This window comes from Bradyrhizobium sp. B039 (assembly GCF_038965675.1).
In the GTDB taxonomy this organism is placed as follows: Bacteria; Pseudomonadota; Alphaproteobacteria; order Rhizobiales; family Xanthobacteraceae; genus Bradyrhizobium; species Bradyrhizobium diazoefficiens.
Window position 1 is genome coordinate 7,676,297 of record NZ_CP152416.1, and the last position, 26,834, is coordinate 7,703,130.

Annotated in this window: 19 protein-coding genes and 7 pseudogenes; 7 read left to right on the forward strand and 19 right to left on the reverse strand. The window is 60.6% G+C overall.

Features of this window, described 5'->3' with window-relative positions:
* Window positions 1-19: 19 nt before the first annotated feature.
* From AAFG50_RS36265 to AAFG50_RS36275, 3 genes are all read left to right on the forward strand, one after another.
* Window positions 20-1,474 (forward strand): type II and III secretion system protein family protein, encoded by a 1,455-nt coding sequence (locus AAFG50_RS36265; RefSeq protein ID WP_018647881.1) that lies wholly within the window; start codon window positions 20-22, stop codon window positions 1,472-1,474.
* 10 nt (window positions 1,475-1,484) lie between these two features.
* Window positions 1,485-2,147, forward strand: coding sequence for a CpaD family pilus assembly lipoprotein (locus AAFG50_RS36270; RefSeq protein ID WP_011084647.1), 663 nt, complete (start codon window positions 1,485-1,487; stop codon window positions 2,145-2,147).
* Between the two features lie 195 nt (window positions 2,148-2,342).
* Window positions 2,343-4,658, forward strand: a complete 2,316-nt coding sequence (locus AAFG50_RS36275) for a hypothetical protein (protein WP_018647880.1) — start codon at window positions 2,343-2,345, stop codon at window positions 4,656-4,658.
* A 292-nt stretch (window positions 4,659-4,950) separates the two neighbouring features.
* On the opposite strand, the gene AAFG50_RS36280 is transcribed toward AAFG50_RS36275, so the two are convergent.
* Together AAFG50_RS36280 and AAFG50_RS36285 are read right to left on the reverse strand one after the other, a co-directional pair.
* Window positions 4,951-5,481 (reverse strand): maturase, encoded by a 531-nt coding sequence (locus AAFG50_RS36280; protein WP_223153746.1) that lies wholly within the window; start codon window positions 5,479-5,481, stop codon window positions 4,951-4,953.
* Between the two features lie 48 nt (window positions 5,482-5,529).
* On the reverse strand, window positions 5,530-6,147 hold the full coding sequence (locus AAFG50_RS36285; RefSeq protein ID WP_223153747.1) for a reverse transcriptase domain-containing protein: 618 nt from the start codon (window positions 6,145-6,147) through the stop codon (window positions 5,530-5,532).
* 368 nt (window positions 6,148-6,515) lie between these two features.
* Here AAFG50_RS36285 and AAFG50_RS36290 point away from each other — a divergent pair.
* Window positions 6,516-6,959 (forward strand): annotated as a pseudogene (locus AAFG50_RS36290) (transposase); the annotation flags it as partial.
* A gap of 793 nt (window positions 6,960-7,752) precedes the next feature.
* Here AAFG50_RS36290 and istB read toward each other — a convergent pair.
* Entirely contained in the window at window positions 7,753-8,457 is a 705-nt protein-coding gene (gene istB / locus AAFG50_RS36295) for an IS21-like element ISFK1 family helper ATPase IstB (RefSeq protein WP_038952402.1), read from the reverse strand.
* 8 nt (window positions 8,458-8,465) lie between these two features.
* Window positions 8,466-9,842 (reverse strand): annotated as a pseudogene (gene istA, locus AAFG50_RS36300) (IS21-like element ISFK1 family transposase); the annotation flags it as partial.
* 625 nt (window positions 9,843-10,467) lie between these two features.
* Between istA and AAFG50_RS36305 the strand changes: the two are divergent.
* On the forward strand, window positions 10,468-11,802 hold the full coding sequence (locus AAFG50_RS36305; protein WP_041960889.1) for an IS5-like element ISBj2_B family transposase: 1,335 nt from the start codon (window positions 10,468-10,470) through the stop codon (window positions 11,800-11,802).
* Between the two features lie 129 nt (window positions 11,803-11,931).
* On the opposite strand, the gene AAFG50_RS36310 is transcribed toward AAFG50_RS36305, so the two are convergent.
* The 5 genes and pseudogenes from AAFG50_RS36310 to AAFG50_RS36330 form a co-directional block, all read right to left on the reverse strand.
* Entirely contained in the window at window positions 11,932-12,138 is a 207-nt protein-coding gene (locus AAFG50_RS36310) for a hypothetical protein (protein ID WP_011084638.1), read from the reverse strand.
* Between the two features lie 834 nt (window positions 12,139-12,972).
* The gene (locus AAFG50_RS36315) at window positions 12,973-13,374 is read right to left on the reverse strand and encodes a hypothetical protein (protein ID WP_011084637.1); all 402 of its coding nucleotides are present in this window, start codon (window positions 13,372-13,374) and stop codon (window positions 12,973-12,975) included.
* 1,003 nt (window positions 13,375-14,377) lie between these two features.
* The gene (locus tag AAFG50_RS36320; protein ID WP_011084514.1) at window positions 14,378-15,442 is read right to left on the reverse strand and encodes an IS630-like element ISRj1 family transposase; all 1,065 of its coding nucleotides are present in this window, start codon (window positions 15,440-15,442) and stop codon (window positions 14,378-14,380) included.
* 324 nt (window positions 15,443-15,766) lie between these two features.
* A pseudogene (locus tag AAFG50_RS36325) lies at window positions 15,767-15,925 on the reverse strand (IS630 family transposase); the annotation flags it as partial.
* A 234-nt stretch (window positions 15,926-16,159) separates the two neighbouring features.
* Window positions 16,160-17,181, reverse strand: a pseudogene (locus AAFG50_RS36330) (IS110 family transposase).
* 352 nt (window positions 17,182-17,533) lie between these two features.
* On the opposite strand from AAFG50_RS36330, the pseudogene AAFG50_RS36335 reads away from it, so the two are divergent.
* Window positions 17,534-17,836, forward strand: a pseudogene (locus tag AAFG50_RS36335) (transposase); the annotation flags it as partial.
* 254 nt (window positions 17,837-18,090) lie between these two features.
* Here AAFG50_RS36335 and AAFG50_RS36340 read toward each other — a convergent pair.
* Window positions 18,091-18,884, reverse strand: a pseudogene (locus tag AAFG50_RS36340) (IS630 family transposase); the annotation flags it as partial.
* A 107-nt stretch (window positions 18,885-18,991) separates the two neighbouring features.
* Between AAFG50_RS36340 and AAFG50_RS36345 the strand changes: the two are divergent.
* Window positions 18,992-19,774: pseudogene (locus AAFG50_RS36345) on the forward strand (IS5-like element ISBj2 family transposase).
* A 9-nt stretch (window positions 19,775-19,783) separates the two neighbouring features.
* Here the strand turns inward: AAFG50_RS36345 and AAFG50_RS36350 are convergent.
* Genes AAFG50_RS36350 through AAFG50_RS36390 form a run of 9 tightly spaced genes read right to left on the reverse strand, consistent with a single transcriptional unit; the run spans window position 19,784 to window position 26,811 of the window.
* Window positions 19,784-20,821 (reverse strand): EscU/YscU/HrcU family type III secretion system export apparatus switch protein, encoded by a 1,038-nt coding sequence (locus AAFG50_RS36350; protein ID WP_011084630.1) that lies wholly within the window; start codon window positions 20,819-20,821, stop codon window positions 19,784-19,786.
* Window positions 20,818-21,639 carry a type III secretion system export apparatus subunit SctT gene (sctT, locus tag AAFG50_RS36355; protein ID WP_011084629.1) on the reverse strand — a complete coding sequence of 274 codons (822 nt, stop codon included), beginning with the start codon at window positions 21,637-21,639 and terminating at the stop codon, window positions 20,818-20,820. The genes AAFG50_RS36350 and sctT overlap by 4 nt, the downstream gene beginning before the upstream one ends.
* Before the next feature lie 10 nt (window positions 21,640-21,649).
* Window positions 21,650-21,925, reverse strand: coding sequence for a flagellar biosynthetic protein FliQ (locus AAFG50_RS36360; protein WP_011084628.1), 276 nt, complete (start codon window positions 21,923-21,925; stop codon window positions 21,650-21,652).
* Window positions 21,926-21,927: 2 nt separating this feature from the next.
* On the reverse strand, window positions 21,928-22,593 hold the full coding sequence (gene sctR / locus AAFG50_RS36365) for a type III secretion system export apparatus subunit SctR (protein WP_011084627.1): 666 nt from the start codon (window positions 22,591-22,593) through the stop codon (window positions 21,928-21,930).
* A complete protein-coding gene (sctQ, locus tag AAFG50_RS36370) occupies window positions 22,586-23,707 on the reverse strand; it encodes a type III secretion system cytoplasmic ring protein SctQ (protein WP_011084626.1) in 1,122 nt (373 codons plus the stop codon). The genes sctR and sctQ overlap by 8 nt, the downstream gene beginning before the upstream one ends.
* Window positions 23,704-24,240, reverse strand: coding sequence for a hypothetical protein (locus AAFG50_RS36375; protein WP_011084625.1), 537 nt, complete (start codon window positions 24,238-24,240; stop codon window positions 23,704-23,706). Before AAFG50_RS36375 ends, sctQ begins: the two co-directional genes overlap by 4 nt.
* Window positions 24,216-25,571 carry a type III secretion system ATPase SctN gene (sctN, locus tag AAFG50_RS36380; RefSeq protein ID WP_011084624.1) on the reverse strand — a complete coding sequence of 452 codons (1,356 nt, stop codon included), beginning with the start codon at window positions 25,569-25,571 and terminating at the stop codon, window positions 24,216-24,218. Before sctN ends, AAFG50_RS36375 begins: the two co-directional genes overlap by 25 nt.
* On the reverse strand, window positions 25,568-26,188 hold the full coding sequence (gene sctL, locus AAFG50_RS36385; protein ID WP_011084623.1) for a type III secretion system stator protein SctL: 621 nt from the start codon (window positions 26,186-26,188) through the stop codon (window positions 25,568-25,570). Before sctL ends, sctN begins: the two co-directional genes overlap by 4 nt.
* Window positions 26,185-26,811: a nodulation protein NolU gene (locus AAFG50_RS36390; RefSeq protein WP_223153748.1), complete on the reverse strand. Its 627-nt coding sequence runs from the start codon at window positions 26,809-26,811 to the stop codon at window positions 26,185-26,187. The genes sctL and AAFG50_RS36390 overlap by 4 nt, the downstream gene beginning before the upstream one ends.
* Window positions 26,812-26,834 lie beyond the last annotated feature (23 nt).

Consider the following 26,834-nt stretch of genomic DNA (forward strand, 5'->3'; position numbering starts at 1 on the left):
ACTTAAAGGCAACAATCGCTTGAAGGTCCTTAATAATGCCGCCGGCGCTACCCAGCCGCCTGCGATCACCAACCCACAACGCTCTGCCGCTCTCAATCGTCTCTGCTACCTCCTATGCGGATTTGCTTTGCTGTTTCCGCTTGCGGCCTCAGCCGAGACCAAGCGGGACGGCAAAGGAGAGATGCCACGTGCGGCACCCGGCAGCACCACGGGCACGCTCAATATTACCTCGTCACAGGGAAAGACGGTGCATTTGAGCGCACCGGCGGCGACCATTTTTGTCGCCGACCCTGCAATTGCCGATTATCAAGCTCCGTCGAGCAGTACAATTTTCGTGTTCGGCAAAAAGTCCGGGCGGACGAGCCTGTTCGCCCTCAACGAAAACGGCGAGGCTCTTGCCGAGCTGCGTATTGTGGTAACCCAACCACTCGAGGATCTACGGGCCGCGCTCAAGGCCGAGGTCGGCGACTATCCAATTCAGGTCAGCTATACCCCGCGCGGGGCGATCCTTAGCGGTATAGCGCCCAATGCCGATGTCGTTGAGGCTGCGAGGAAGGTCACTGAGCAATTTGTTGGCGCGGGCGCCCCGGTCGTCAACAAGATCCAGGTCGCCGGCTCACTGCAGGTAAATCTCAGCGTGCGCGTAGCAGAAGTCTCCCGCACCGCCGTCAAGGATCTCAACATCAACTTCACCGCCTCGGGCCCAAACGGCGCTTTCCTTGCCACCGGCAAACCGGGAGGGTCCGGCAGGGCTGGCGGCGGCGGCACGATTGGGATCGGGTTTAGCACCGGCAATATCAACCTCAGCGCTGTTCTCGACGCTCTCGCCAGTGAGCACCTCGCCTCAATCCTGGCTGAGCCGAACCTGACGGCAATGTCCGGCGAAGCCGCAAGCTTCCTCGCCGGCGGCGAGTTTCCGATCCCAGTCATGCAGGACAACAGGCAGGTTTCGGTCCAATTCCGGCAGTTCGGCGTGAGCTTGGAATTCGTCCCGACAGTGCTCAGCAACAACCAGATCATTGTCCGTGTGAAGCCCGAAGTCAGCGAACTATCGACCGAAGGCGAAGTCAAGATCAATGGTATGGCGGTTCCTGCCCTCTCGACGCGGCGGGCGAGCACCGTGGTCGAGCTCGCCAGCGGCCAGAGCTTTGCAATCGGCGGCCTCATCAGGCGCAACTTCAACACTGATATCGGCGAGTTTCCCTGGCTCGGCGACGTACCGATCCTTGGTGCGCTTTTTCGCTCTTCATCGTTTCAAAAACGCGAAACCGAGCTAGTTATCGTTGTTACACCTTACATCGTACGGCCGGGATCAAATCCAAGCCAGATAAGTATTCCGACCAACCGCATCGCACCGCCATCAGATGCAGGCCGCATCTTGACGAACACGGTGGCACGGCCGCCTCAAGGCCGCGATGCGCCGCGCGCGAGCGCACCGGGACTGACGGGCAACGCCGGCTTTATCATCGAATGAGGATCGACATATGAACATGCGATATTTGTCCCATTCGATTGTCCTTGCCGCAATATTGGGGGGCTGCGCAAATACTGCGTCGATCCATCCCAATCCTGCCGAACAAGGAGTCCAGGTCGAACAGAAAAAGCGTGTCTTGCTTCTGCAGAGCCTCCATGCCCTCGAAAAGCTTCAGCTGCGTAATTTTATCGCCGACGCAAGTGGTGGCCGGCGGGATGCGCTCCATGTGGATGTCAGCGGCTCCCATAAGCTCATTGCGCAGGTGGCGCACGAAGCACGCGCCATGGGGGTTGTTCCCTCTAACATCCGGCTGTCCGCTTCTCCCCTCAATTTATCGGGCCGTTCCGCCGTCAGGATCGAGGCGATTACGTTTGAAGCGCATCTTCCGAACTGTCCGTCGCTTTTGATCGCAGGACCAGCAGTGGACGACAATTCGTTCGAACCGACTCTTGGTTGCTCGACCAAAAACAACCTGGGAGTGATGGTGAACGATCCGCTCGACCTGGTTGATAATCGGTCTGTCAGCACGGTAAATGGCGATCGCGCCGCCGCTCCTCTTGCTAGTCACTCTACTCTCGCAGCGCGCAACAAGGGCAACGGAGAAGATGGAGCAAGCACGACAGCGCCGGACGCAGCGGGACCAACAACACAGAATGTGCAGCCGCTCCGATAGGCGCTTTAAGCGCTTGTCGGAACCTACTGTGCAGCACCTGGCGCTCAGGCGCACGAGCGATGCTGCAAGGCGCAGAGAAGGCAATTGCGAGCCATCATTTATCCTTTCATTCTACCTTTCCGCTTGGCGATGTCAGGTTTTGGAAAGCAAACGTGAGTAGCGAAATAGCGAGAGAGCGAGCCCTGCGGACTGAACATGGACCGATTCAACACGATCAACCCAGCCGATAAGGCGTCCGCTGCGTCGGATGCCGCCGTGGAACAGCCGGATCAAAAGCATGTGGCGTTTGAGCAGCACCTGGCAGGCGTGCGAGAGGCGGGCCCTGTATATCCGCACGCGGCGCTTCATGATGTCACTGAGGAAGACGATCACCTCATCCAGGCGGCATCGGCCGCTGCTCTCAATGGAGGGCCGCCGCCGAGTGAGACCACCGTCAAAATTTATGATCGTCGGCTTCGCAAATTCGCCGAGGGGCTGAAGAAGTCCGGCAAATCAATTGCTGGGCTCGATGACGATGCCTTACTCGCTAACGCTAGGAAGCTGCTGCCAAACGACAGGGTCATCGCGCCAGCATTGTTAATGATCAGTCGGTACCGCGAGCCCGACGCCAACGCTCGCCCCCTCTCAACACATTATCGTCCTTCCAGGGAAGATGAGGGTCTTATCAGGGATGCCGCCGAGGCAGGTTTTGGTCGACAGATCGGCAGGAAAACGGCCGAGAGCTATGCGAGCGGACTGCGGAAGTTGGCGGTAGCGCTCCGACCCTTGTCCATTGCCGACCTCAGTGATGATAAACTGCTCGGACACGCGGATAGGTTGTTCCCGAAGGACAAGATGCTCATCTCCGCCTTGAATGGCCTTCGGGACTATCGCGCCATTACCCTGCAGACCAATTTAGGCGGAGAAGGAGGCAGTTCGCGCCAGGTCATCCAGCCGTCCACCCCCTCAGCTATGCCGGCCGATGAGCAGCCGATTGGGGACGATGCAGATGAGCGCAGCTCACGGCCGCCGGGGTTCAATGCTCCGCAGGTCTGGCATGGAGTGGGGTTGGCCGTCCATTCGCCTACGGAAAGTGTCGCCCAGGACGTGCTTTTCGATGCTGCAGAAGCCGAGAGCTTCTTGCCGGCGACCATGCTTGGGCCAACGGTCAGTTCAATGGTTCACTCGCCGGTGCAAAGTGTCGATCAGGAGGCGCTTTTCGATGCCGCGGATCGTGCGAACCTTTTGTCGGCGGCGACCTCCAATGCGCCGGTACCTTGGCCAACGATGAGTCCAACCATTCCCTCGCCGGTGCAACGTGTCCCTCGGGACGCGCTTTTCCATGCCGAGGGTCGCGAGAACCTCTTTCGCGCGCTGACCTTCGATGCACTGGTGCCTGGTCCAATGATGAGTTCAATCATCCACTCGCCGGTGCAAAGTGTCCCTCAGGACGCGCTTTTCGATGCAGCGGACCGCGAGAACCTTTTGCCAACGCCGACCTTCGATGCGCTGATGCCTTGGCCAACGATGAGTCCAACCGTTCCCTCGCCAGCGCAGAGTGTTGCTCAAGAAGCGCCTTTCGATGCCCCTGCTTGGCATCCGAGCTTGCGGCAGCCCGATTTCGCCTCTGAAGACCACTCTGGACAGATGATGAACGAAGGCGCTGCGGCGCAGACCACCCTTGAGCAGACGATCGCAGCAGCCAGCGAAGCCTTTGATGCGTCTTTGAGCGTTCCCGAACATTTCTCCCACGGGACTCAGGCCGCGCCGAATATGATGCACAGGCTTCGCCGCTGGGGCCTCTTGCCGGATGCAGCACAGCGGGTAAAGGCCTACGACATTCGAGGTGAGCGCTATATGGCCGTCTTGGGACCGGGAGGGCTCAACGATGTTCAGCTCGTCCATCTGCTGTCGCCCGCTGTCGGCGATACGTTTGATGTTTCTTTCGCCGTTCCCAAGAATTTTTCCCATCGCACCCAGCCGGCCCCCGACGAGATGCTGTCCAAGTTAGGCGAGTGGGACTTCTTGCCTGTTGTGGAACATCCAATCATGAACTTTGAGATCGGCGGCGAACGCTACACGGCCATCTTGGGACCGGAAGGGCCCAAGGATGTTCAGCTCATTCATCACCCTCGGCCCGCTTTGCCGGGCGAAGCTAGGCCTGCGGCACTGAGGACTTCCTCAGATATCTACGGCGGTCTTGCGCCAGGGCTTGATTCGGCGGCTCCGTTCGAATGGAGTAGGGACGCTCCCTCGGCGCTGGCGCCGAACCTTCCTCTGCCGTCTGCCGCACCTGCATCAGGCCATCAGCCAGTCCCGCAAGTGCCTGAACTGGGAGAGTTCTTGGGCGACGGCTGGACGCACGCCTCCCAAGAGGCTTCGCCCGCCGTGATCGACATATTGCAGAATCTAGGCCTTCTGCCGAGCCGGGACGTCCCAATGACCGCTTTTTTTATCCACGGTCAGCTCTACACGGCAGAGAGCCTACCGGGAAGCCGCGTTCTTCTCTTCCATCAGCCACAATTTGGCTGAATGAGGGGCTCGTCGGCACCTCGGACAGCTGCTCAGGCGGACCTAAAACCACGTCTGATCCTCCTTCCGGAGATCTTAGAAGCACGCTTCAACGATGCCGGGCGGTGAGCAAATCCGACCTTTCCAGTGCCACCATGATCTCAAGCAGCTATCGATCAAGTAAGCATTCGGCAGCACCGCACTCTGCAGAGCAAGAGAGGCGCGGTCGAGTAGCTCAGCCATTTGGCTTTCGCCCTCACAGATCCGGGCGGGCGGATTTCCCGCACCCGGCTCTTCCCGAGGGTAACCCGCGTCATATCCGCGCCTGCGCCCAAGTGCGAGTGATGCGTGGAACGGGCAGAGGGAAGCGTGCCGTCAGGGTGTCGAACTCCGACCAGCCCATGCGCCGACTTTTCTGGCTGCGTCGTCTCAGACAACGTAGCCAGATCCGACGCACTTCGCGGTAGAAGCCGTTGAGCGCTGGATAATTGTGCGGCCTGCCATAGTAGCCGTAGTGCCCGCGCAGTGCGGCGGCGAACCGCTCGTGCTGCGTGGCCAGTGGCGCGTGCATGAGCCGCCAGGCGTCCTGGCGCAACGCCGTCAGCTTGCGCGTCAGGCGTTTCCCTTCCGTCTTGTGCTTCACGATGAACCGGCCATCTCGGGTCCGCCCGCAGTAGTGGGTGAAGCCGAGGAAGGCGAAGGTCTCTGGTCGCCGCTCGCCGCGCCGCTGACGCGAGACGGCCGCGAACCGGCCAAACTCGATCAGCCGCGTCTTGCCCTCATGAAGCATCAGGCCAAAGCTGGCCAGCCGCACCTTGAGGGCCAAGAGCATTTCCTGGCGCATCTGCCTTGCTCTCGAAGCCCATGACGAAGTCGTCCGCATAGCGCACGGTCACGACGCGACCGCGGGCATGACGACGACGCCATTGGTGGGCCGCAGCCACAGCTCGAGGAGCCGTAGGATGCGAGGATCGGCGATCCTGTGCGCCACCATCCGCAACAGCCACTCGTGGTCGACCGAGTCGAAGAAGCTGCGTATGTCGGCATCGAGCACCCAGTTCACACGCTGGCTCATGATCGCCGTATGCAAGGCATCAAGCGCCATATGAGGATTCCGCCCCGGCCGGAAGCCGTAGGAGAACCCAAGGAAGTCGGCCTCATAGACGGCGCTCAACACCTCGGCCACCGCGCTTTGGACGATCTTGTCCTCGAGCGCCGGCACACCGAGAGGCCGCTTACCGCCATCGGCTTTGGGGATGTAGACTCGCCGCACCGGCTGTGGCCGGTAGCGACCAGTGTGGACCCGTCCGCAGAGGTCGCGGATGTTATCCGTGAGCCCCTCTTCGTACTTCGCCATCGTTACCCCATCGACCCCCGCGCTGGCCTGCCGCTTTTGTCGTCGAAACGCCCGAAGCAGAGCGTCCTCGTCGATGTGGTGCAGCAAGGCCGTGAACCGGGTTTGGGCAGCCCGCTTGGCCGCCGCGTTCACCCGATCGAGGTTCGGCGGCAAGGCAACCCGGCTCTGTGTCCGGACCCTGGCCTTCTCGCGCGGGCTCCCCTCGGGCTGGCCCCTTCCCTCCATACGTCTCGTTTCCTTCGACGACTTCACAGGTACTATGGACCAGTCCGACTCCCGACCTCAGCTCGGACCGCGGCTCTGGCAGTGCCTCGCCGCTGTCCCCCACTGGAGACCAATCCAGTGGACCCGATCGGGCCTCTCATGTTCCGATGATTGCCTTCCATGCGTGATGCGGCCATCGACCCCGACGGAGCGGCATCGTCTCGCATAACGACGATGCTCATGCTGCCTTCGTGACTAGGGAACACACTCGGCCTCCGGCTGATGGCGCTGGTGGTCGAAGGCATGACCGGCGCGGCATGTGCAGTGAGATCGGCGACAACGTGAAGGCCTTCCTCAACCGCCCGCTCTAGGGCGATCGGCCCTATCTGTGGATCGGCCACGTACGTGAAGCTGCGTCAGCAGGGGCGCATCGTCTCGGTCGCGGTGACCATCGCGTCGAGTTAACAGCGACGGCCGGCGTGAGGCGCTCGGCATTGACGTCGGCCCATCCGAAGCCGAGACGTTCTGGGCCGCGCTCCTGCGCAAGCTCGTCCGCCGCGGCCTGCGGGGCTACGGGCTCGTCGTCTCCGATACTCATGAGGGATCACGGCCACGGTCGGCGAAGTTCTCAACGCCACTAGCGCTGCCGCGTCCACTTCATGCGCAATGCGCTGGCACGTGCCGGCAAGAGCGCACGGCGCCTCGTCTCCGCCTTCATCGCCACGGTGTGCGCCCAGGACGATGCCGAGGACGCGCGGGCGTAATGGCGCTGCGTCGCCGACCAGCTCCGCTCCCCTGCCAAAGCGCGGCGCCTTCCTTGCAGCGCCGGATCCGCTACTGACGGGCAATGCACGGCGGCGGGCAGGAACTCATCTTCCGTCAGACCTCCGGCTCTTGCGATTGATTTGATACGCAAGCGGCTGACCGCTGGCGTTGTCACGTGACGATCTCCTTCATCCCGCTAATCCCGAATCTTTTTCGATTCGCCTGTGCGATGTAGTGCGCGGGCTTCTTCGCCATGTTTCTGAACTTGGCCACTCTAGAATCAGAAATGCCGTCAGTTGCGAGTTCCTTGCGTGCAATGAAAATTCAGATCGAAGCCCGTAGCACGAGTAAGTACGCGGCAACGGGCGGTGCTCCCGCCGCTCTTCGTAAATATGAATGTGCATCACGTCTTCGACCTCTGGACCCACGAGTGGAGAAGCAGCGGCAGCTATGCCGGCGGCAGTCTTATGGGCTTCGAAATAAAACCGAGGTCCTACGCCTTCTCGACGCCCTGCGTGAGCGAATAGCGGAGTTCGGTCTTTCGCTAAATGAGGAGAAGACCCGGATTCTGAAATTTGGACGGTACGCGGCCGAGCGCCTCTCGCGCCGGGGCAACGCCGCCCGAAGACGTTCGACTTCCTCGGGTTCACGCACATCTGCGCGGTGCACCCAACGAAATCCGCACTTCACAATGCGGATTTCACGGATCGTGAGCATCGATTTCGCGCGATCGTGAGCACTGAATTCAGACGATCGTGAGCAGCCCGCTACGGCCGATGGGAGATAGAGTCAGTGTTCTGGTTGGCCGTCAAGGGTGATGGTTTTGGCGCTGCGTTTTCGCATGCTTTCTCCGGTGAGCTGGAGGCGGTGGGCGTTGTGGACGAGGCGATCGAGAATGGCGTCGGCGACCGTGGGGTCCCCAATGGCTCCATGCCAGGTGTCCACGGGGAGCTGACTTGTGACGATGGTGGATGCGCGGCCATGTCGGTCCTCGAGGATTTCGAGCAGATCGCGGCGTTCCGCGGCGGTGAGCACCGATAGTCCCCAATCATCCAAAATCAGAAGCTGAGCGCGGCCGAGGCTTTTGAGGAGCCGGGCGTAGCGTCCGTCTCCGCGCGCGAGCGCCTCGAACAGCCTTGGAACGCGATGATAGAGGACTGATCGGTTGTCGCGGCAGGCCTTGTGGCCGAGCGCGCAGGCTAACCAACTTTTGCCCAGGCCGGTTGCCCCGGTGACGAGCAAATTCTCGTGGCGATCGATCCAGCGACCTTCGACGAGTTTGGCGAAAACGGCGCGGTCGATGCCCCGCGGGGTGCGCAGATCGACGTCCTCGACGCAAGCAGTCTGGCGCAGTGCGGCGATCTTGAGGCGCGTGGTGAGCCGCCTGGTGTCGCGTTCGGCGGCTTCGCGGTCGACCAACAGGCCGATGCGATCTTCGAACGGCAGGGCTTCGAGATCGGGCGATCGGCGCTGCTCCTCGAAGGCCTTGGCCATTCCGGTCAGTCGGCGCCGTAGCTTTTGACGAGCGCCAGAATGCCAAGGCAGGTTCGAAAGCCTTGTTCTGGATGGGGCCGGGCGTCGATCACGGCCTGGAAAAACGCTGCTGTCGAAGGACCGATCCGCTCGCCGGCGGCGATCACCGCGGCGGGGGTCTATTCGCCGTAGCGGCGATGGGCGCTGGGCATGTGGTCGGCGATGGTGGTGTGTCCGCGTCGGTTGGGCGCGCGGGCATGGCTGGCGATCCGCTGGCCCTTGTGGAAGATCTCGACCGTCCGATCGTCGATACGGGCATCGACCAGCTCGCCAATCAGACGATACGGCGCGGAGTACCAATGGCCGTCGACCTCGACATGATAATCGGGAGCGAGGCGGCAGCGCTTCCAGCGTGCGAAGGCATAAGGCTGATCTGGCAGCGGGGTTAGCTTGGGTTTGTCGAGTTCGGCAAACAGTTCGGCGCGGCTTGAGCCGAAGCCACGCATTTGACGAGCATTGAGTTCGTCGACGAGTGTCTTGATGGCGGCGTTGAGCTCGGCCCGGGAAAAGAAGCGCTGATTGCGCAGCCGGGCCAGAATCCAGCGCTGGGCGATTTGCACCGCGACCTCGACCTTCGCCTTGTCTTTTGGGCGCCGCGGCCGTGCGGCGAGAATGGCGGTGCCGTAATGGCTCGCCATCTCGGCATAAGTGCGATTGAGGCCGGGATCGTAGCGGTCGGGGTTGCTGACGGCGGCTTTGAGGTTGTCGCAGACCACGAACGTCGGCGTTCCGCTCAAAAACGTGAACAAGTTGACGTGGGCCCGGATCCAGTCGGCCAAGCTCTCGCTGGGGCAGGCCTCGGCGTAGGTGTAGTTCGAAGCGCCCATCGCCGCGACGAACAGCTTCATCGGCTGCACTTCCCCGGTCAGGGGATCGACGATGTCGATGGTGTCGCCGGCGAAATCCACGAACACCTTCTCGCCGCCCAGATGAATCTGCCGCATCGAAGGTCGGACCCGCCCCTTCCAGGCCTCGTAGGTAGTGCAGAACCACGTGTACCCGAAACCGTCGGGATTAACGGCGCGATACTCCTCCCAGAGCAGGCGACGGGTTACGTTGCGCCGGCGGAGCTCTTTATCGATGTAGCTCCAGTCGGGCACCGGCCGCTGCGGGCTCTGAGACGCTGGTCGTGGGGCCGGGAAAAGCAAAAGCTCCAGGTCTTCATCGGTCATTCCCTCCGGAAGCGGCCAGCTCAACCCAGCAGAGCGGGCGCGGCTCAGGTAGCTGTGCACAACGCCGTTGCTGACGCCCACGCTCCGCGCGATGGCCCGCTCTGGCAGGCCTTGAAAATGTTTTAACCGAAGGACTTCCTTGATCCGGCGCATCGACAATCTCTGGGTAGGCATTGGACTTCCTCGTTAACCACGAGGTCATCCCTAAGCCGGTTGAGTTGTCGGCCGAAGCGCTGCAAGGCTCCGAAAGCCTTGCTCACGATCCTGCGAAATCGTTGCTCACGATCCCCTGAAATCCGCGCTCACGATCCCGCGAAACGCGCATCACAATCCGACGGGTGACAATCGACTCCCGCAATGCCAGGATGGCACGATACGACACGGCGTAACGAACCGCCGCCAGGCGTTCATCGTTGATACCGGCGCGTGGCTCCGCCGCGTGTTGCAGGGATACCTGAACTACGACACCATTCACGGGACTCTGATACGGGCTCGGGCCTTGGCCCGGTGCGATGCTTACGCGCTGGCCCGCCGAGCGACCACAGCGCGTTCTGCAGACCCTCGGCCAGGGCGACGAAGCTCTCGCCCCAGGACTGGTAGTCGCCTCACGTGTCTCGGCGATCAGCTTCGGATGTTGTCCGTGAACAAGCCTCCAAGCACTTGATTGAGAGTCTGTTTTCCGGTTGCGGCGGCATTTGAGATTGCAGGGGATTGGGGCTTCACAGCAAAAACCTGCAATTTCGATTTTGGATTTCCCTGCCGCTGCGAACCGTGATTCTGTGCTGCATCGGAGGGACCGATGCGACCAAAGAAGCACAGGACGACAGGCTCGAACGATCTGTTCCGGTCCCGGCTGGACCAGATCATCAACATGCGACACGAGCTGGTTCTGCTCGCCGGCAGGGTCGATTGGGACTGGATCGACGGCGAGATCGCGCCGCTCTACAGCGACAACGGCAGGCCGGGTATCGCGACCCGCTTCATGATCGGATTGCTGCTGCTCAAGCACATCTACGAGGGGGTGTGCGAGCGCTGGGTCCACGATCCGTACTTCCAGTTCTTCACCGGCGAAGAGTTTTTCCAGCACGTTTTCCCGCATGAGCGCTCAGACCTGAGCCACTGGCGCAAGCGGCTCGGCGACAAGCTGGAGCGGTTGTTGGCCGAGAGCCTTCGCGTGGCGCACGCGAGCGGTGCGTTGCGCAGCCAGGACCTCAAGCGGGTCACGGTCGACACGACCGTCCAACCGAAGGCCATCAGCTTCCCGACCGACGCCAAGCTGCTGCATGCAGCGATCCGCGGGTTGAACCGCCTGGCGAGGAAGCACGGGGTCAGGCTCCGGCAATCCTATGTTCGCGTGGCCAAAAGCGCGGCGATGATGGCGGGCCGCTACGCTCATGCCAAACAATTCAACCGGCATCAGCGACAGCTGCGCATCCTGCGCAGCCGGCTGGGCCGGATCATCCGCGACATTCGCCGCAAGACCGAGGGCCAGGCCGCATTGGAGGGGGCATTCGCCCTGCCGCTGAGCCGAGCCACCCAGATCGGCTCGCAGCAGCAGCGCCAGCGCGGCTGGAAGTTGTATTCCTTCCATGCTCCGGAGGTCGAGTGCATCGGCAAGGGCAAGGCCGCCGCGCCCTATGAGTTCTGCGTGAAGGCCTCCATCGTCACCAACAACCAAAGAGCTCCGGGCGGCTTGTTCGTGCTCCACGCCTGCTCGCTGCCGGACAACCCCTACGACGGTCACACCCTTCGCAACGTCATCGAGCGCACCGAGAGCCTCACCGGCTGCCCGATCGAACGGGCCTATGTCGACAAGGGATATCGCGGCCACGACACACAAAATCCCCGCCGCGTCTTCATCTCGGGCCAGAAGCGCGGCGTCTTCGGCGTCATCAAGCGCGAGCTACGCCGCCGTTCCGCCATCGAGCCCATCATCGGACACATGAAGAACGAAGGTCACCTTGGCCGCTGCTATCTCAAAGGCCGCGCCGGAGATGCCGCTAACGTTCTCCTCTCGGCCGTTGGCCACAACCTCCGCCGTGTCCTGGCTTGGCTCAGAGACCTTTTGTCCCTCTTCCTGCTCTCACTCTGGCCAACGCTCAACTGTCCAGTTCAGCCCAATTCGGCTTATTAACGATCGACTCGGATCGCAGGCAGCGCGGGCGACTCGCCGCCTTGGCTGACTTCAATCGGGAGCTAGTTCAGTTTCTGCGGAGAAAAATCTCGTGTTCCGAGCCTGGCGGCCCGATACCGGCTGTTTAGTTCACGTCCCCGAGAGTAAGACTTTTATTTGGCTCAGATCCGGATGGGGCAGAAGCTTGTGCAAACCCATTCGCAACTTGAGGTCTTCCGGCGCCCACGGATCTCCCTGCTGCCAGCTCGGGGGCACATAAAGAGACAAACTTGGCAGCGGCTGGTTGCGCCGCACTTGCGGCGCATAAGGCGAGGATGTTGAGTTGAAGCCGTCCATGTTCCACCCCCTGAACGCTTAAAGCCGACTACAGAAGGTCAGCGACAGGAAACAGCGCGGGCGCGGCCTGGCGCCTACCGACCTGGGGGGCTGGATAAAGGCACTATCCCTGCCGCTCCGCGCTGCCGTTGAGTTTAGCGGAAAGCGTGACTCGGCGCTGACCGTTCTGGATAGATAGCGCTGTCCCTGCCACGTCCCGTTAACCACAACGGCTCTGTATCCGGGCTGGCTTACTGAAAGCTGACGAGACCCGGCAATTCCCAAAACGAAAGCGGCCCGTGTGGGCAAGTTGCAGTCAAGCGTGAGAACGACGTTCCGGCGGCACGCTTGGTACCACGTCAGCCTGAGCATTCGCCAGCTAGCAGCTCCGGTGTCCAGCGCCCGGCCTGCCGGAGGGCCGCAGGCGGTGGCCACCAGAAGGGCCTCTTCCTTGTCGTTGAGTTCGCGCTCTGCCCGGTAGGCGGCTCTTCGCTCTGGTTCTCCGCCAGGTTGCCTTCGACAAAAACGTCGAAGGGTGGGAGACCGCCAAGTGGCCGACGCCCAGGCTTGTGGCGATCACGTCATCACTCATCCCGGCATCGGCCGCCAACCGGATCTGCGCCCCCTTGAGCGGACAGCGGTTGCCTGCCTCCGCCTAAGAAAAGCTCTATTCGACAAAAAGAGAGGTATCTATGGCAAACGAATCTTAGATAACTCGCGGCATCTTGAGTTCAGAGCAATCGTGGGATTTGGCGGGTGAGCTGAAGCCACTAAAGCGACCCACACCCTCGTCAGTGGGCGACATATGCCCTCGGCTCTGGAGGAAGTAGCTGCGATCGGGCTCTTATCGCAAGCTCAGTGAAGCGCCTGCCTTCCCGCGGGTGATGGCTGTGGCTTGAGATGATCCAATATCTTCGAGCCGGCGCTGAACGACCTCGACCAGAATTTCTCCAGAAAATCCAGGTGACACCGCAACAGCTCCGAGGAAGTTTTGGAGTCCGCGATATCCTTCAGAAAGGTGGCCTGATCGTGCAGGGAGGAAGCCGCCAAACCTAGTCCGTCCTTCAGGGCCGCAGCGAACAGGTTGCTTGTCGCTTCAATCGAGCTCTGCCATTCCCGAAAAGTAAATGGAATAGGCGATGCGGCTGTCGTAGATTTCCCAGCGCCATCGGCGGAAGCGCCAGATATCAGAGCCGGGTCGTGCCCGACATGTGGCCGCCGCTCGCGTTTCTCGTCTTCGCTTGCATTCGGTGCCATTCGAGATCTCCTAGCTTGAAGGGCTTATAACGTACTAAGTTGTTCGCCGCTCATTTCGATCATCCCCTACAAGGTACCACAATTGCCAACACGCGATACCTACCTCATTTGGTAACGTGGCAGCAAAGGAGGCAGTGAACGCGATACGGCCAGAGCCCATAGGCTGTAAAGCGCGCGTCCGTGTGCTGTCGCTTTGCCCACCGGTGCCGGCCCAGAGGCTGAGAACTGGGGCGATCGGATGGAGGATGGTGCCGGCTGCGCGTAGATGGCTGGCGGCGGCAAAGTCGGTGAGCGCACGTACATGGAGCAGCAATCAACATTCAATAATTGTTTAAGATTCTCCAAGCCGCTGGAACGGGCGATCGCTTCTACCCTGCTTCGAAGGCTTCACTGGCAGCCTGCTCGGCCTGTTGACGGCCCTGCCCTCTGAGCCAACGAGCGCTTCTGGACGGGCCACATGAAAGCGACTTTGAATCGCGGTGGATGCCCTCGACGGCTGGAAGCCGATTCGGCCGGCTGGCGTATATGATCTATTAGAACCATCTCGGCGGCTCGCGCAACCAGGCGACCGCCAGGCACTTAACCGCCGCGGCACCGCTATACGGGATCATCCAGAGGTTCTTGCCGACCGAATGCGAAATCCATGCTTCGATACGACGAGCTAACTGCCGGCGCAAACTTGCGATGTTCGGCGAAGCTTGTCCGGTGTCAGCTAGCGGGTTGGGTTAGGTGAAGCAATAGACGTTGCAAGCACCCCGCGCGGGAAAACGGCGTTGATGGACAATGGCGGCAATACCCTTGCGTCTCGAGTTTAGCTGGAGGCTTGCTTTTTCTCTCGCACGCAGGCTTACGTCCTGTGGCTCTCGAACGTGTGCGGCGCAATGTGGCACTCGGGCCGATCTTGAGACGTATAAACGCTGTGATCGTATGAACTTGTAGCAGCGCGGCTCGAGATAGACGACCAGAGACATGCTCCAGATGGCACCGTCCCTAGTACCCGGAATCAGAGCTGAGTGATACGGCGGCCTTTGAAACGGCGTTGACGGACCTTTTTCTTGGTCCAGACGAAGGGCTCGGCTCTGTCGTTGTATGCGTTGACGTAGGCATCGATGTGTTCCTGAAGCTGCTTGAGGCTCGTGAAGGAGGTGCCGCTGAGCGACTGCCCCTGCAAGATGGAAAACCATACTTCGACCTGATTGAGCCATGACGCACTTGTCGGCGTGAAATGAAATTGCACGTTGGGGTGGGCCTTGAGCCAGTCCTCGTTCTTTTTATGGGTGTTGAGGTTGTCGAGGATGACGTGAAGCTTGCGGTTCGGAAAAGTCGCGGTGACGCTGTTCATGAAATCGAGAAACTCGACGCGGCGCCGGCGTTTTGAATGGGTCGCGATGATCTTTCCGGTGGCGACTTCGAGCGCCGCAAACAATGTTGTGGTGCCATGCCGCTTGTAATCGTGGCTTTGGCCGGTTAAGGCGCGGCCATTGGGCAACTTCAGATAACCCTGCGCTCGCTCCAAAGCCTGGATCGAGGGCTTCTCGTCCACGCACAGCACAATGGCCTTCGCCGGCGGCGCGACATAGAGGCCGACAACATCGGCGGCTTTGGCCGTAAAGTTCGGGTCGTTGCTCTCGCACCAGGACTTGCGAGCCACCAGGTCAATCTTGTGGCTGCGCAGGAACCGCCAGACATATTGGACATCGACATCGCCCAGCGCCTCGGCCAGCAGGGGGCCGGTCCAGCGCGCAAACCCTTGCGGTGGCGGCTTATCCAGCAGCTTCAGAATCCGCTTGTCGGTCGTCTTCGTATAGATCGGCTGCTTGCCAGGCCGCGGCTTGTCTTGCAGCCCTTCAAGGCCATGGTCGGCATAGCGATGCCGCCAAAGGCTGACAATCCGCGGCTGGACCCCAACTTCCTTGGCGATCGACCGGGTGCTGCGCCCATCCGCCGCCAACAGAACTATCCGCGCCCGCTTCAAATCGCGCTGCAACGTCACCGGTGAGCGACAGCACGCCTCAAGCACCTTGCGATCTTTCCTCGAAAGGTGGACTTCTCTTGCTTCGGGTATCATCCCGACCTTGAATCACGACTCACGTTCCAAGAAAAGTGGGTACTAGTTGACGATCAGCACTACCGGCTTGTCAACCGAGTGGCAGGGTCCCCTAGCCAAGGTGGTACAAGTCGACGTCCTCGAGGGTGTAGGCGCTGAAGCTCCCGAAATGGGCGAACAAGTTGTTGCGCTTGGCGCCGCAGCTGATCCGGTGATCCGGTCGGCGAGGCCGCGGCCCAGAGGCTATCGGGCGAGCGCATCGGCGCCTCGCGGAAGATGCGAGCATCGATTGAGCGCCAGCCTGCAGATCGCAGCGTCAGGACAGGACGACCTAGTCACGTGAATCTAATGTTCGCCACATAAAGTCTGCTGGGTTTTGTGGCAGAAGCGTTTGACGGAAGCCAAAATCTGGTCTGCGGACTTGGTCCATTTGAAGGGCTTCGGGTTTTGGTTGTGCAGGTGGATGAAGGTGCAGATGTCGGCCTCGAGTTGCCCGACGGAGGTGTCGTCTAATCGCTGCTGGGACGTCAAGCATTTAGTTTCGTCAAGAGACGCTGCCGGGTGCGTGGTTGTCTTCGCGGTCGACATTGGTCGCCGCATGATGGAGCTTCGCGGACGAGCCTTCAATGTGGACGACGCACTTTGCTGAGTCAGCAGTGCAACCCCATCAGCGGAATGGCTCGGCTCACGTCCTGGCAGGGATACCTTAGGCGTTCAGGTTCTGAACGCTATCCGAGCTTATGCGGCAGCTCCGGCATTCGGATTGAACAGCTCGCCGGTCTTAAGCATCGTATGCTTATCACCGCCAGTTTCCGTGCCACAGCCACGGCGGCTCTTTTGAAGCCGATCCTCTCCCGGAGATGCCGTCCCCACGTCCGCAGAGCGCTGTCGGTTGAGCTGCGCGTCAGAATGACCGCTGCCGCTTCATAGAGAAGCCCACGCAAATGGCGGTCGCCACGTCGGGATATATGGCCATCATAATCGACTTCTCCGGATTGGTAGCGGCGCGTTGTCAGGCCGATCCACGCGCCAACAGATCGGGATTTCCTAAAGTTGTCAGGCTCCTCAATAGCTGTGGCAAAAGAGGTTGCGGTGATCGCACCGATGCCCGGAATCGACATGAGGATGCGGCAGGCCTGACTCTCGCGCGCATCCCGAACCAACTGGCGACCGAGTTCGGCGGCGCGGATGCGAATGCCACGCCAGGCTTCCAGCATCGGAAGCACGATGGATGCAAGTCCGTCCTGATCAGCCAGAAGGTTCCGGACGTTCTCGAAGGTGCTTCCCTTTCCGGCGGGAACAAGCAGACCGAAGGTCTTCATGACGCCGCGGATCTGGTTCGAAAGCTCGGTGGTGATCCGGACCAGCCGCGTGCGCGCCGCGACAAGCGTGCGGGTCAGCATGCTGTTGAATCCCTTCACGCGCACCTCACGAAAGAACCCGACTTCCGCGAGCTGCGCCAGACCATCGGCGTCGTTCGCGTCCGTCTTGTTCGCCGCCATATCGAGCGCCGCTTTATCATGGCGCGCATCGACGCAGATCGCCGGCAATCCTTCGGTGCGCAAAGAATGATAGAACCATACCGACAGCGGTCCCGTCTCGAACACCACGCGTTTCACGGCCGGCGCCCGCTTGCGGATGAGCGCGGCGATGACACTGGGATCAGATGCACACTTGCCGCGCCAGATCCGTTCACCTGCTCGACGGATCGAGACCGCCGTCTCTTTCATCGACACATCGAGACCGATATACTCTTCCATGGCTGTTCTCCATTCGATGCTTGGGCCCGGCGTCCAGTCGTGAGCCCGTATTTCCATCCTATCGGGGAACAGCCACCCTCCAAGACTATTGATTGTCTTTAGGGCAACACGCTCCTGCGATTACCCCATGTGGACGCCCCCTCACGGCATCGCTGTGCCAAAGTGGTGTCGTTGACCATCACTTGAACGGAGGCGTCCATGTCGGAATTTAGCATAATCGCGTTGGATCTGGCGAAGAATGTGTTCCAGATGCACGGCGCGGATGCATCAGGAACCGTGCTTTTCCGCAAGAAGCTGCGCCGGGATCAGATCCTTAAATGTCTTGCCGCGCAGCCGACGTGCACGGTCGCAACGCGACTTTGCGGCATGGCTGGGGCTTACCCCGCTGCAGCGCTCCACCGGAGGCAAGCAGAAGCTCGGCAAGACGTCACGTATGGGCGAACGAACCCTGCGACGACTACTGATCATCGGCGCGAGCGCGGCCGTGCGCTGGGCAATGCGCAAAGACTCGACAGCGGATTCTTGGCTTGCGCGCATGCTTGCCCTCAAGCCGCCCATGCTGGTGATCGTCGCCCTCGCTAACAAGATGGCGCGCATCGTCTGGGCATTGATGGCGAGAGGCGGAACCTATCGGGCTCCGGCTGCGGCGAAGTAGTTCCGCGGCAGGGACCGTGAGTGTGAGAAGGTCAACCGGAGAGTATGGCGCACGGTCACGAGACAGGAATGGGAAAACCAGATCATGGATACGCGCCTCGAGCACGCGAAGTTGAATTGGACCCGTTCCGCGAACTCCCATACGGGCCAGCGGCATGTGGCAGCCGCAACAAAAGGCCGAACACATGTCAGCGCCCGACCACGCTCCGCACTCTTCGAAAGATTCTTCTTGCACCAACGGGGGCGTCTACACATGTCCATGACGATATGGACATCGAGGCCTTCAGGAACTTGAGCATCGATCTCTTTTAAAAACTTCAAGACTCGACTGCCCGGTGGCGCTTGTAGCATTTGCCGATGACGAACCCCGAGGCGACATCGAGCGCGGCAAACAGCGTGGTCGCACCATGCCGCACATAGCTGTGCGTACGACGCTCCGGTATGCCGGGCATCATTGGCAAGACCGGCTGCTCGCGATCGAGTGCCTGAATCTGGCTTTTCTCATCGATGCTGAGGACAAGGGCTCGGTTCGGCGGGGACAGGTAAAGCCGACGATGTCGCGTGCCTTGTCGACGAGCCGCGGATCGCTCGACAACTTGAATGTCTGGCTACGGTGCGGTTGCAAGCCGAACGCCGACCACATTCGGCGGATCGTGGTGCGGGAAAAGCCAGTTTCCGCAGCCATCGAGCGGATCAACCATTGCGTCGCCTTGGCCGGCGTCGTACGCAGCGTGCGATCGATCATGGCGGCAACCTGATCGTCGTTGATGGTGCGAGGGCGGCCAGGGCGTGCCTCGTCAAGCAAGCCATCACAGCGATCCTTCAAAAATCGGCGGCGCGACTTGCCAACGGTGTGTTCGTGGAGGCCGAGTTCGGCAGCCACAGACTTGCTTGGCAAGCCATCCGCCCACCGCAGGATCGCGCGGCATCGCTCAGGAAAGCAACCGCGCAGCACGATGACGACGAACTTGCCTCTCCAAGTACGCCCGCTCCTGCGGACTCAGCACCAACGGCGCGATCGGCCGGCCTTTCCCACCTGCATTCGCCACAAGCGCTCTCCTCTCTCGAGATTCAAGCTATCAACCAATGCGACGAACTTGCGTTCCGGATGACTAGGGTCTGTACCTAAATAGCGCCACGTGATTCTCTTGCCTACGTGTTGATTCGGGGGCGAGAGAATGCGCGCTGGTTTGTTTTGGCTGAACGACAGGCAATGGGCGCGTATCGAACCGCATCTGCCGAGGGGACTGACGGGGCCGGATCGGGACGACGACCGACGCATCGTCAGCGGCATCATTCACATGCTGCAATCGGGTGCACGATGGCGTGATTGTCCACGTGAATACGGCCCTTACACGACGATCTACAATCGCTTCAATCGCTGGGCCAAGCGAGGACGATGGTGCGCAATCTTCGAAGCGCTGGCCAAGCCTGGCGAAGACGGCGTCGTACTGTCGCTCGACTCGACCTCGATTAAAGCTCACCGGTGTGGCTCCGGCGGAAAAGGGGGGAGCACAATCAAGCAATCGGCCGCTCGCGCGGAGGCCGCACGACAAAAATCCATGCGCTGAGCGATCCGCTCTGCCGGCCGGTCGTCCTGCATCTGACTCCAGGCCAGGATGCCGATATCGCTGCGGCTCCCGATGTCCTGGCGCTCGCGCCACCCATGAGCGTGCTCCTCGCCGACAAAGGGTATGATGGCGACAAGCTTCGCGGCGCAATCATTCGTCGTGGCGCCAAGCCCGTAATCCCCAATAAATCTAACCGTGTCGTCATCCATCGCTTCAACAAACGCGCCTACAAAGGACGAAATGTCATCGAACGCTGCTTTGGCAGGCTCAAGGACTTCCGGCGCATCGCCACGCGATATGACAAGCTCGCCCGTAATTTTTTGGCCGCTGTTCATCTCGCCGCTCTCGTCGCATATTGGCTCAATTGAGTCTGGACCCTAGACTAGCCCCGCCGCATAGAGCGCTTTTGCGACTGACTCGAAATACTGCGAAGGCACCGGGTTGCCGAGCCTTGCCTTGCCGAGCAGCTGACGCGCCAGAACATTGTCCTCCACAATGTTGAGGCGAAGCGCGCGCGCCTCACCAAGCAGCTGTGAAGCAGCTTCACCCTCGCCACGGCAGACCAACACCGGCACACCGGTCTCGCCGCGAACATAGCGCAGACCAATCAACGTTGCCGGTCCCCGCAATATCAACGTGGCCCGGCTGATGCCGAGTGGAGCCTCGTTTGCCGACTCTTGCCGCAGCCGCCGGTGCTCGCGCTTCACCTGCGGATTGCCTTGCTGTTCCTTGTTCTCCCGCTTGGCCTCCGTTTCCGTCATGCGCATGTCCTGCATAAACAACCAACGCTGGATTAGAAGGTCAGCCAATCCGCCGACCAGAAAAGCTCCAGCGGCAATGCCAATCAGCAGTTTAACCTCGGTGAAGACGAAACCAAAACAGCCCATGCCGCAGACTGGCAGGTACACCAGCGCTTTCCAGCTCGCGGTCACGGTTAAAAAGAAGATCGCACCAAGCAAAACCACTTTAGCCAGGGTCTTGCCAAGCTCGATGGCCGAACGTTTCGAGACGATACGCTTCAAGCCTTTGATGGGATCGAGTTTCTCGAGCTTCGGCTTGAGCGGCTCCGAAGCAAACATAAAGCCGCCATTGGCCAGGACATTGGCCAGAAGAGCTGCTGTCACGGCAGCGGCGAGCAACGGAGCGACAGTGGCAATCGAAAGTTCTAGCAAGCCGCTGAGCGCTTGTGGCACCGCGCTTGTGAACGGCTGCTCCTGCAGTTTATCGACCAGCCGGACCGTCTCCTGCCACTTGTCCTCAATGGCACCCGCTCGCCACCACAGACAGCCGAAACCGGCACAGGCGCTGACGCCGCTCACTAGATCGGAGCTGCGCGCGCTCTGCCCCTTCTTGCGCGCATCGCGCAGCTTCTTGGGCGTCGGAGGAAGCTTTTTCTCCTCACTCGTAGAGCTCATTTCAACAGCTTCCTCAGATGATCGAGCATGTCGTTCGAGGTCAGGATTTCAGAACCGGCATATTCGAGCAGATAGACGGTGTAGCTGACCATAATGACCCCGAATGCAACATTCTTGATCATCGGAGAGAGATCGTTCATCTTGAGCTGAGATGCAAAACGGCCGAGCATCATGACCGAGATATCCACCAGCAACAGCAGGGCCAGAACCGGCCCGGCGACCAACAAGGTCGTCATCATGATACGATCGAGAAGGGCAAGACACTCCATTGCCCCTTGCACTGTCAAGGCAGGCAAAAACTGATAGACAGGCCACACTAGGTAGCTGCCATAAAGGCCGCTCACCATGGTCTGCAGCCCGCCGACCAGAACGAAGATCGTAACCGCCGTAACACCGAGAAAGAGCCCGGTTCCAGTCGCTTGGCTGTGCGTCGCGGGATCCTCCCCCGCAACTTGGCTTGAAATTCCTCGTTGGGTATCGATGATGTCGCCGACTGCCTGTATGCTCCATAGTGGAATACTGAGCAGGATGCCGAGCATCAGACCGACGAACACCTCCTTCACGCCAAGCATGGTAACGCTAACCAAGCGCGTGTTCGGGTCCAAGGCCTGCAGACCGAGCTTGATCTGAGCAAGGCAAGGCAGGCCAATCGCAATCGTCAGGCTTCCCCGAATGAGGCCGCTGATACGCGGCCGGGTGAAGACAGGAAGCACCAGCATGATGCCTAGGGCGCGGGCCGCACTCAGGCCGGTTGCGGCGACGAATTCGATCGAGCCCTGAACGAGAACTTGCGCCTCTGCGGGTGACAGGCCAGCCATCCAAGCTCTGCTAGTATCTTGCGGTGAGTGCCGGAAACTCGCTGAAGATGCGCTCGGCCTGGTCGATCAGCGGGGCGCTGAGAACCGGGGAAAAACCGGCGAGCACGGCGACGACAACCAGAAGCTTGACCGTCAGTGGCAGGGTTTGGTCCTGGAGCTGAGTTGCCGCCTGGATAAGGCCAATGATCAGTCCGGAGATCAGAGCTGCGAGCAACGGCGGCAGAACCCAGATCATGAAGAGCACGAGCGATTGACTGAGGTGCGTAAGGATGCTGGCTTCGTTCATGGTCAACCTCCTGGCGTGGTGTAGCTTAGTACTAGCCCGTGCATGAGACGTGACCAGCCGTCGATAGTGACGAACAGAAAGAGCTTGAAGGGGACAGATATCACTGTGGGGGATACCATCGACATACCCATGGCCATCAAAATCGTGGTGACAATCAGATCGATCGTGATGAAGGGAAGATAGAGAAGAAAACCGATTTCGAAGCCCCGCTTGAGTTCGGAAATCAAGAACGACGGCACAAGAATTGAGAAATCATCTGCCGTTACGCTGCCGCGCATCTCCTCCGACCAGACATGTTCGGTGGATGACAGGAAGAAGCGGCGCTGCTCTTCATTGGTGAATTTCTTCAGATGAACACGCAGCGGCTCCTGTCCCTCCTTGGCGGCCATCACCCAGTCATCGAAACTCTGGTAGCGAAGTTGCGGATCGGTAAGGCGGTTATAGGTCTGCTCGAAGACTGGAGCGCTGATGAAGACGGTCAGGATGAGTGCCGCTCCGTAAAGGACGATGTTCGGCGGTATCGATTGAGTTCCTAGCGCATTGCGCACGAGGAAGAGAACAACCGAGACCTTGATAAAGGCTGTAGTTGTGACGACAGCAAAGGCCAGGAGACCAAGGCCGACCGTTATTGCAAGAAGCGCCAGGATGCTGGGTTGAATTTCAGTCATTAAGCGCCAACCTGCCGCGTAACCTGACGGCGAGCTCCTCGCCGATCCGCACGATGTCGCCTCGGCCGATACGTTGGCCGTTCGCAACGATATCGACCGGCCCGTCAAGATGCCGGCCAAGTTCGAACACGTGGCCTTCGTTGATGGTTCGCAAGGTTCCCAACGGCATCGGCCAGCGGCCACATTCGAATACGAGTGTGATCTCGATGCTGTCGATATCCGCCTCTGACGGGGGCTGCTGTTGCATCTGGTTTTGGGGCATCACATCTTCACTTTTTAGAGGGTGGGATCGCAAGCGGAATGGTCCTCGCAGCACCAGCCTGTCGCCGCCAATCTCTGCAGGGGCCCACAATCGGTCTGCAACGAGAACAATTTGGCCTCGCGCGAGTGGAATTGTGTCCGGGAGCAGCGCATCGCCTTGCTCTGCTTGGCGAAGAACGCCGATCGCGACGCGGAGCGAGCCGATATGGCCTGCAACGATGACCGGGAGTTCGGAAAGCAGCCTGGCCGCCTGTCGCGGTAATCGGCCGAGCAGCTCGCCGAGGACGGTGAAAGCCGGAGGCACCGGACCGTCGAACGGAGAGAATAGAAGCAGCCGAGCCTTGCTGGCGAGCTCACCATAGGCGACGTCAAATTCAAGATAAGGCTGCGTACTCCGCGCTTCCTCGGTGCGAACAAGCTGCAGATTCCGCTGCGTCATTCTTTCCAGCGCAGCAAGCAAGGGTTCAAGCGCAAGTTCCAGGACCAGCGAACGCGCCGGCTCAGAAGGTAAGGTAAGCCCATTCTGCACGGTCCGAACCAGCGCTTCCGCAAGCTTACCCGGCAAGGACAGGATCAAGGTTTCACCTTCTACTTCGAAGACGCAGTCGAGCATCGGTGCCGCAGCCGGCTCCGCCTGCCAGACGGTCCGGCTCACGCGCACAGATAGCGGCTTCTCGCCGAGGAGGCCTTGTAGAGGCGCACGCAACGCTGTGATCTCGTTAAGCCACGAGGCCACTGCGTGCGACAGGATCAGCGACGGCATGAAGGCTGCGCGCTCAGCCGGCCGGTCCGAGGCCGGTGCGGCTTCCGCGCCGCAGGCCCCGAGCTCGCGCGTGAGAGGATCTGCAATCATGCTGGCTCACCTCCCGTCTGCCCTGACGGGCCGCGCCGGTAGCGGAGCAAGACTTCATCATCAGCTTCGATTTCGGCGGCGGCTTCGAAATGAGCACTCGTGGTGCGCCGAACGTCTTGATCAATCTCACGCCATTTCTGGCTCGCCGCTGAACGCCTGGCCCAAACGGCCCTCGCCTCAAGAACCGCAGTCTCAGCTTGCGCCTGAGCAGCACGGGCATTTTCAAGAACCTGCTGCGCCGCTGCAATCTCGTCTGTGAGCCGGCCGATGATGAGATGATAGCGCCGCTGCAGCTCGCAAACAGACATCGCATCGGCTGCTAGCATCTCCCGATAGAGCTCTGCCTCGAGCTTTGCCCGGCGCTCTTCGGCATGTGTAAGATGCTCGAAAGCTCGTTGGACAGCTTGGATCGCAAGGTGGCGCTTGGCTTCCATGTTAGACAATTCACGAATGGCGCTTCGCTCCCGCATGTCCTTTACGAGCCGCAGCTTCGAGGCGTGAACGGGACTTAGGCGGTCAGACGCGATATCCATGCGATCGTCTCCTCAAAGCTGCACGCCTCACCCTGCCCCTGGCGCAGAAAGGCCCGCAGTTGCTCGATCGAGGCGATCGCCCGATCGGTCAGCGGATCAGAGCCTTGTTTGTATTCACCGACCTTGATCAGGAACTCGGCCTCAGCGTACCGTGACAGCAGATCACGGAAAAAGGATGCCGCCTTGCGATGCGGCACGGACACGATCGCATCCATGACGCGGCTGCGGCTCGACAACACGTCGATCGCCGGAAAATGCTCCCGGGAGGCCAACGCGCGGGAGAGAATAATGTGGCCATCGAGGATGCCGCGTGATTCTTCCGCTATCGGATCACCCGTGCCGTCACCTTCGACAAGCACAGTATAGAAGGCCGTAATGGAGCCATGCTCGCCCATGCCGGCGCGCTCCAACAAGCCCGGCAACAGTGCAAAAACGGATGGCGGAAATCCGCGCCGGGTCGGCGGTTCTCCTGCGGCAAGTCCGATTTCACGCATGGCGCGGCTAAAGCGCGTCAAAGAATCCATCATCAGAACGACGCGAAGGCCCTGATCACGAAAATATTCGGCTAGCGCTGTCGCCATGTGGGCGCATTGGGCCCGCTCCATCGCCGAACGGTCGGAAGTCTCCACCACAACGACGGAACGGTGAAGGGCTTCGCCAAGATGACGTTCGATGAATTCACGCACCTCTCGACCGCGCTCGCCGATCAGCGCAACGATAGTGACGTCGGCCGCTGCGCCTCTTACGATTTGCGACATCAGCGTCGACTTGCCGCAACCGGCATCACCATAAATTCCGATCCGCTGACCTTCTCCGCATGTGAGAAGACCATCCAGGACACGGACGCCGAGCGGGAACGGCTGTTCAATCGCGCGCCGTTTCATCGGATTAGGCGCCCTGCCGCGCAGCGGTCTGGCTTCGCCGGCTTTTATAGGGCCCTTGCCGTCGAGCGGCCGGCCAAAACTGTCGATCACGCGGCCGAGCAAATCGGGGCCGGCAGCCACTTCCTGCATTCGCCCGGTCGTCACCACCTCTGCGCGATTGGACAGCCCCACCATGTCCCCGATGGGCGTGAGTAACACCCCATCCGGCAACAGACCGATTACCTCGGCCTCGAGCGACCATCCGCTGCGAGGATCCTGCAATAAGCACAGTTCTCCGACCCTGGCCTCCGGCAAGACGGCGTGCAGCAGCGTGCCCACGGCCCGCGTGATCCGGCCGCGGACAGCGCGTGTATCGATGTGCTTGGCGGAAGATCTTAAGGATGAGAGTGCGGCCTTTACGGTTCCTTCTGCGGCCGCGGCATGATGGGTCGGTCGTTGCACGGTCACGATTCAGCTTCCTCCGTCAAGCCAAAGCCGAGGCGCAGCGCGCGCAGCTGCGCGGCAAGCCCAAGATCGACGTTGCCGAACTCGCTCCATAAAACACATTGGTCCGCGCTCAGCGCCGGATCCGCCTCAATCCTGAGCTTCGGCCGGCCCTCAAGTCCGTCATAATCCTTGAACTCACTGGCTAGCAGGTCGGCTTTCAGTGGGGATACGTGAAGGCAGACCTCCGTGTTTTTATATCTTTGCTCGATGGCATGACGAACGCACTGGACCAGCATCTTGCCCGAATCAAATGCGCCAAGCAGATCGCGAACGATCTCAAAGACCAGTTGCGGCAATTCCCGCTCCAGAACCGCCTTGCGTTGGGCCAGTTCACAAGTCGCCTGCGCAATCAGCCGGGCCATTTCCTCTGCGCCAGCCTTTGCACCCTCGGCGCGGCCCTGCGCACGTTCCCGCTCATAAGCCAGGCGTGCCCACCCTCGAACCCGCTGCAGATGCCGCTCGGCAGCGGCCAGCGCCTGTATGGCATCGTGCCAGATCTCAAGCTGCGCAGCTGGGATCAGCGGTCCAAGAGCCCGAATCTTCGGGGCCGCGGGTGGTGCGAGGGCATCGGCCGTCATGCCCCAGCATCCTCAGTGCGCAAATGAGCCATGACGAGGGAAAGCAGCGGGCCTGCTGCGCTACGGTGCTCGGCAGTTGAGCTCTCGGCGGCCGTCCCAGCGGGCAAGCGTAGAAGCACGCGGATACGAGCAAGCGATGAAGTCTCTTCGAGCCAAGCGCCGAGACAAGCATGCCCGTCATATTCGATCTGTCGGGACAATTGCTCTGGATCGGCGATCGGGGCCGTTGCGACGGCGCAGGATAAATGCCGGACTGCGAAAGCATGCGCCTCGGCACCGATCAACTCCACCAACACAGGCAGATCGTGCCTGGAGAACAGCTTGAGGATGGAGCGTGCATGCCAAATGCCGCCCGCGAGCAGCGCAGCCCGCCGCGGATCATGCCCCAGGAGAGCATCTTCGCTCCAGTCGCCGCAGCTCACCTCCCCCTTGCTGCCCAAAAGCAGTTCGGCGAGCCTTGGCTGTAGCCTGGCACTCTGCTGTAGCCGAGCCAAAGTGGAAGGTGAAAGCAGCGGGTCAAGAAGCCCGGCGAAACGACCGGGATCGGCCGAGGCAGCAAGCTCGCGCAGCCGATCGGCTGCGAGCGTGAACGAGCGATTGGTTTTTGTGGCTGTGGTTGACATTGATGGCGGCATGAGCGTCCAGA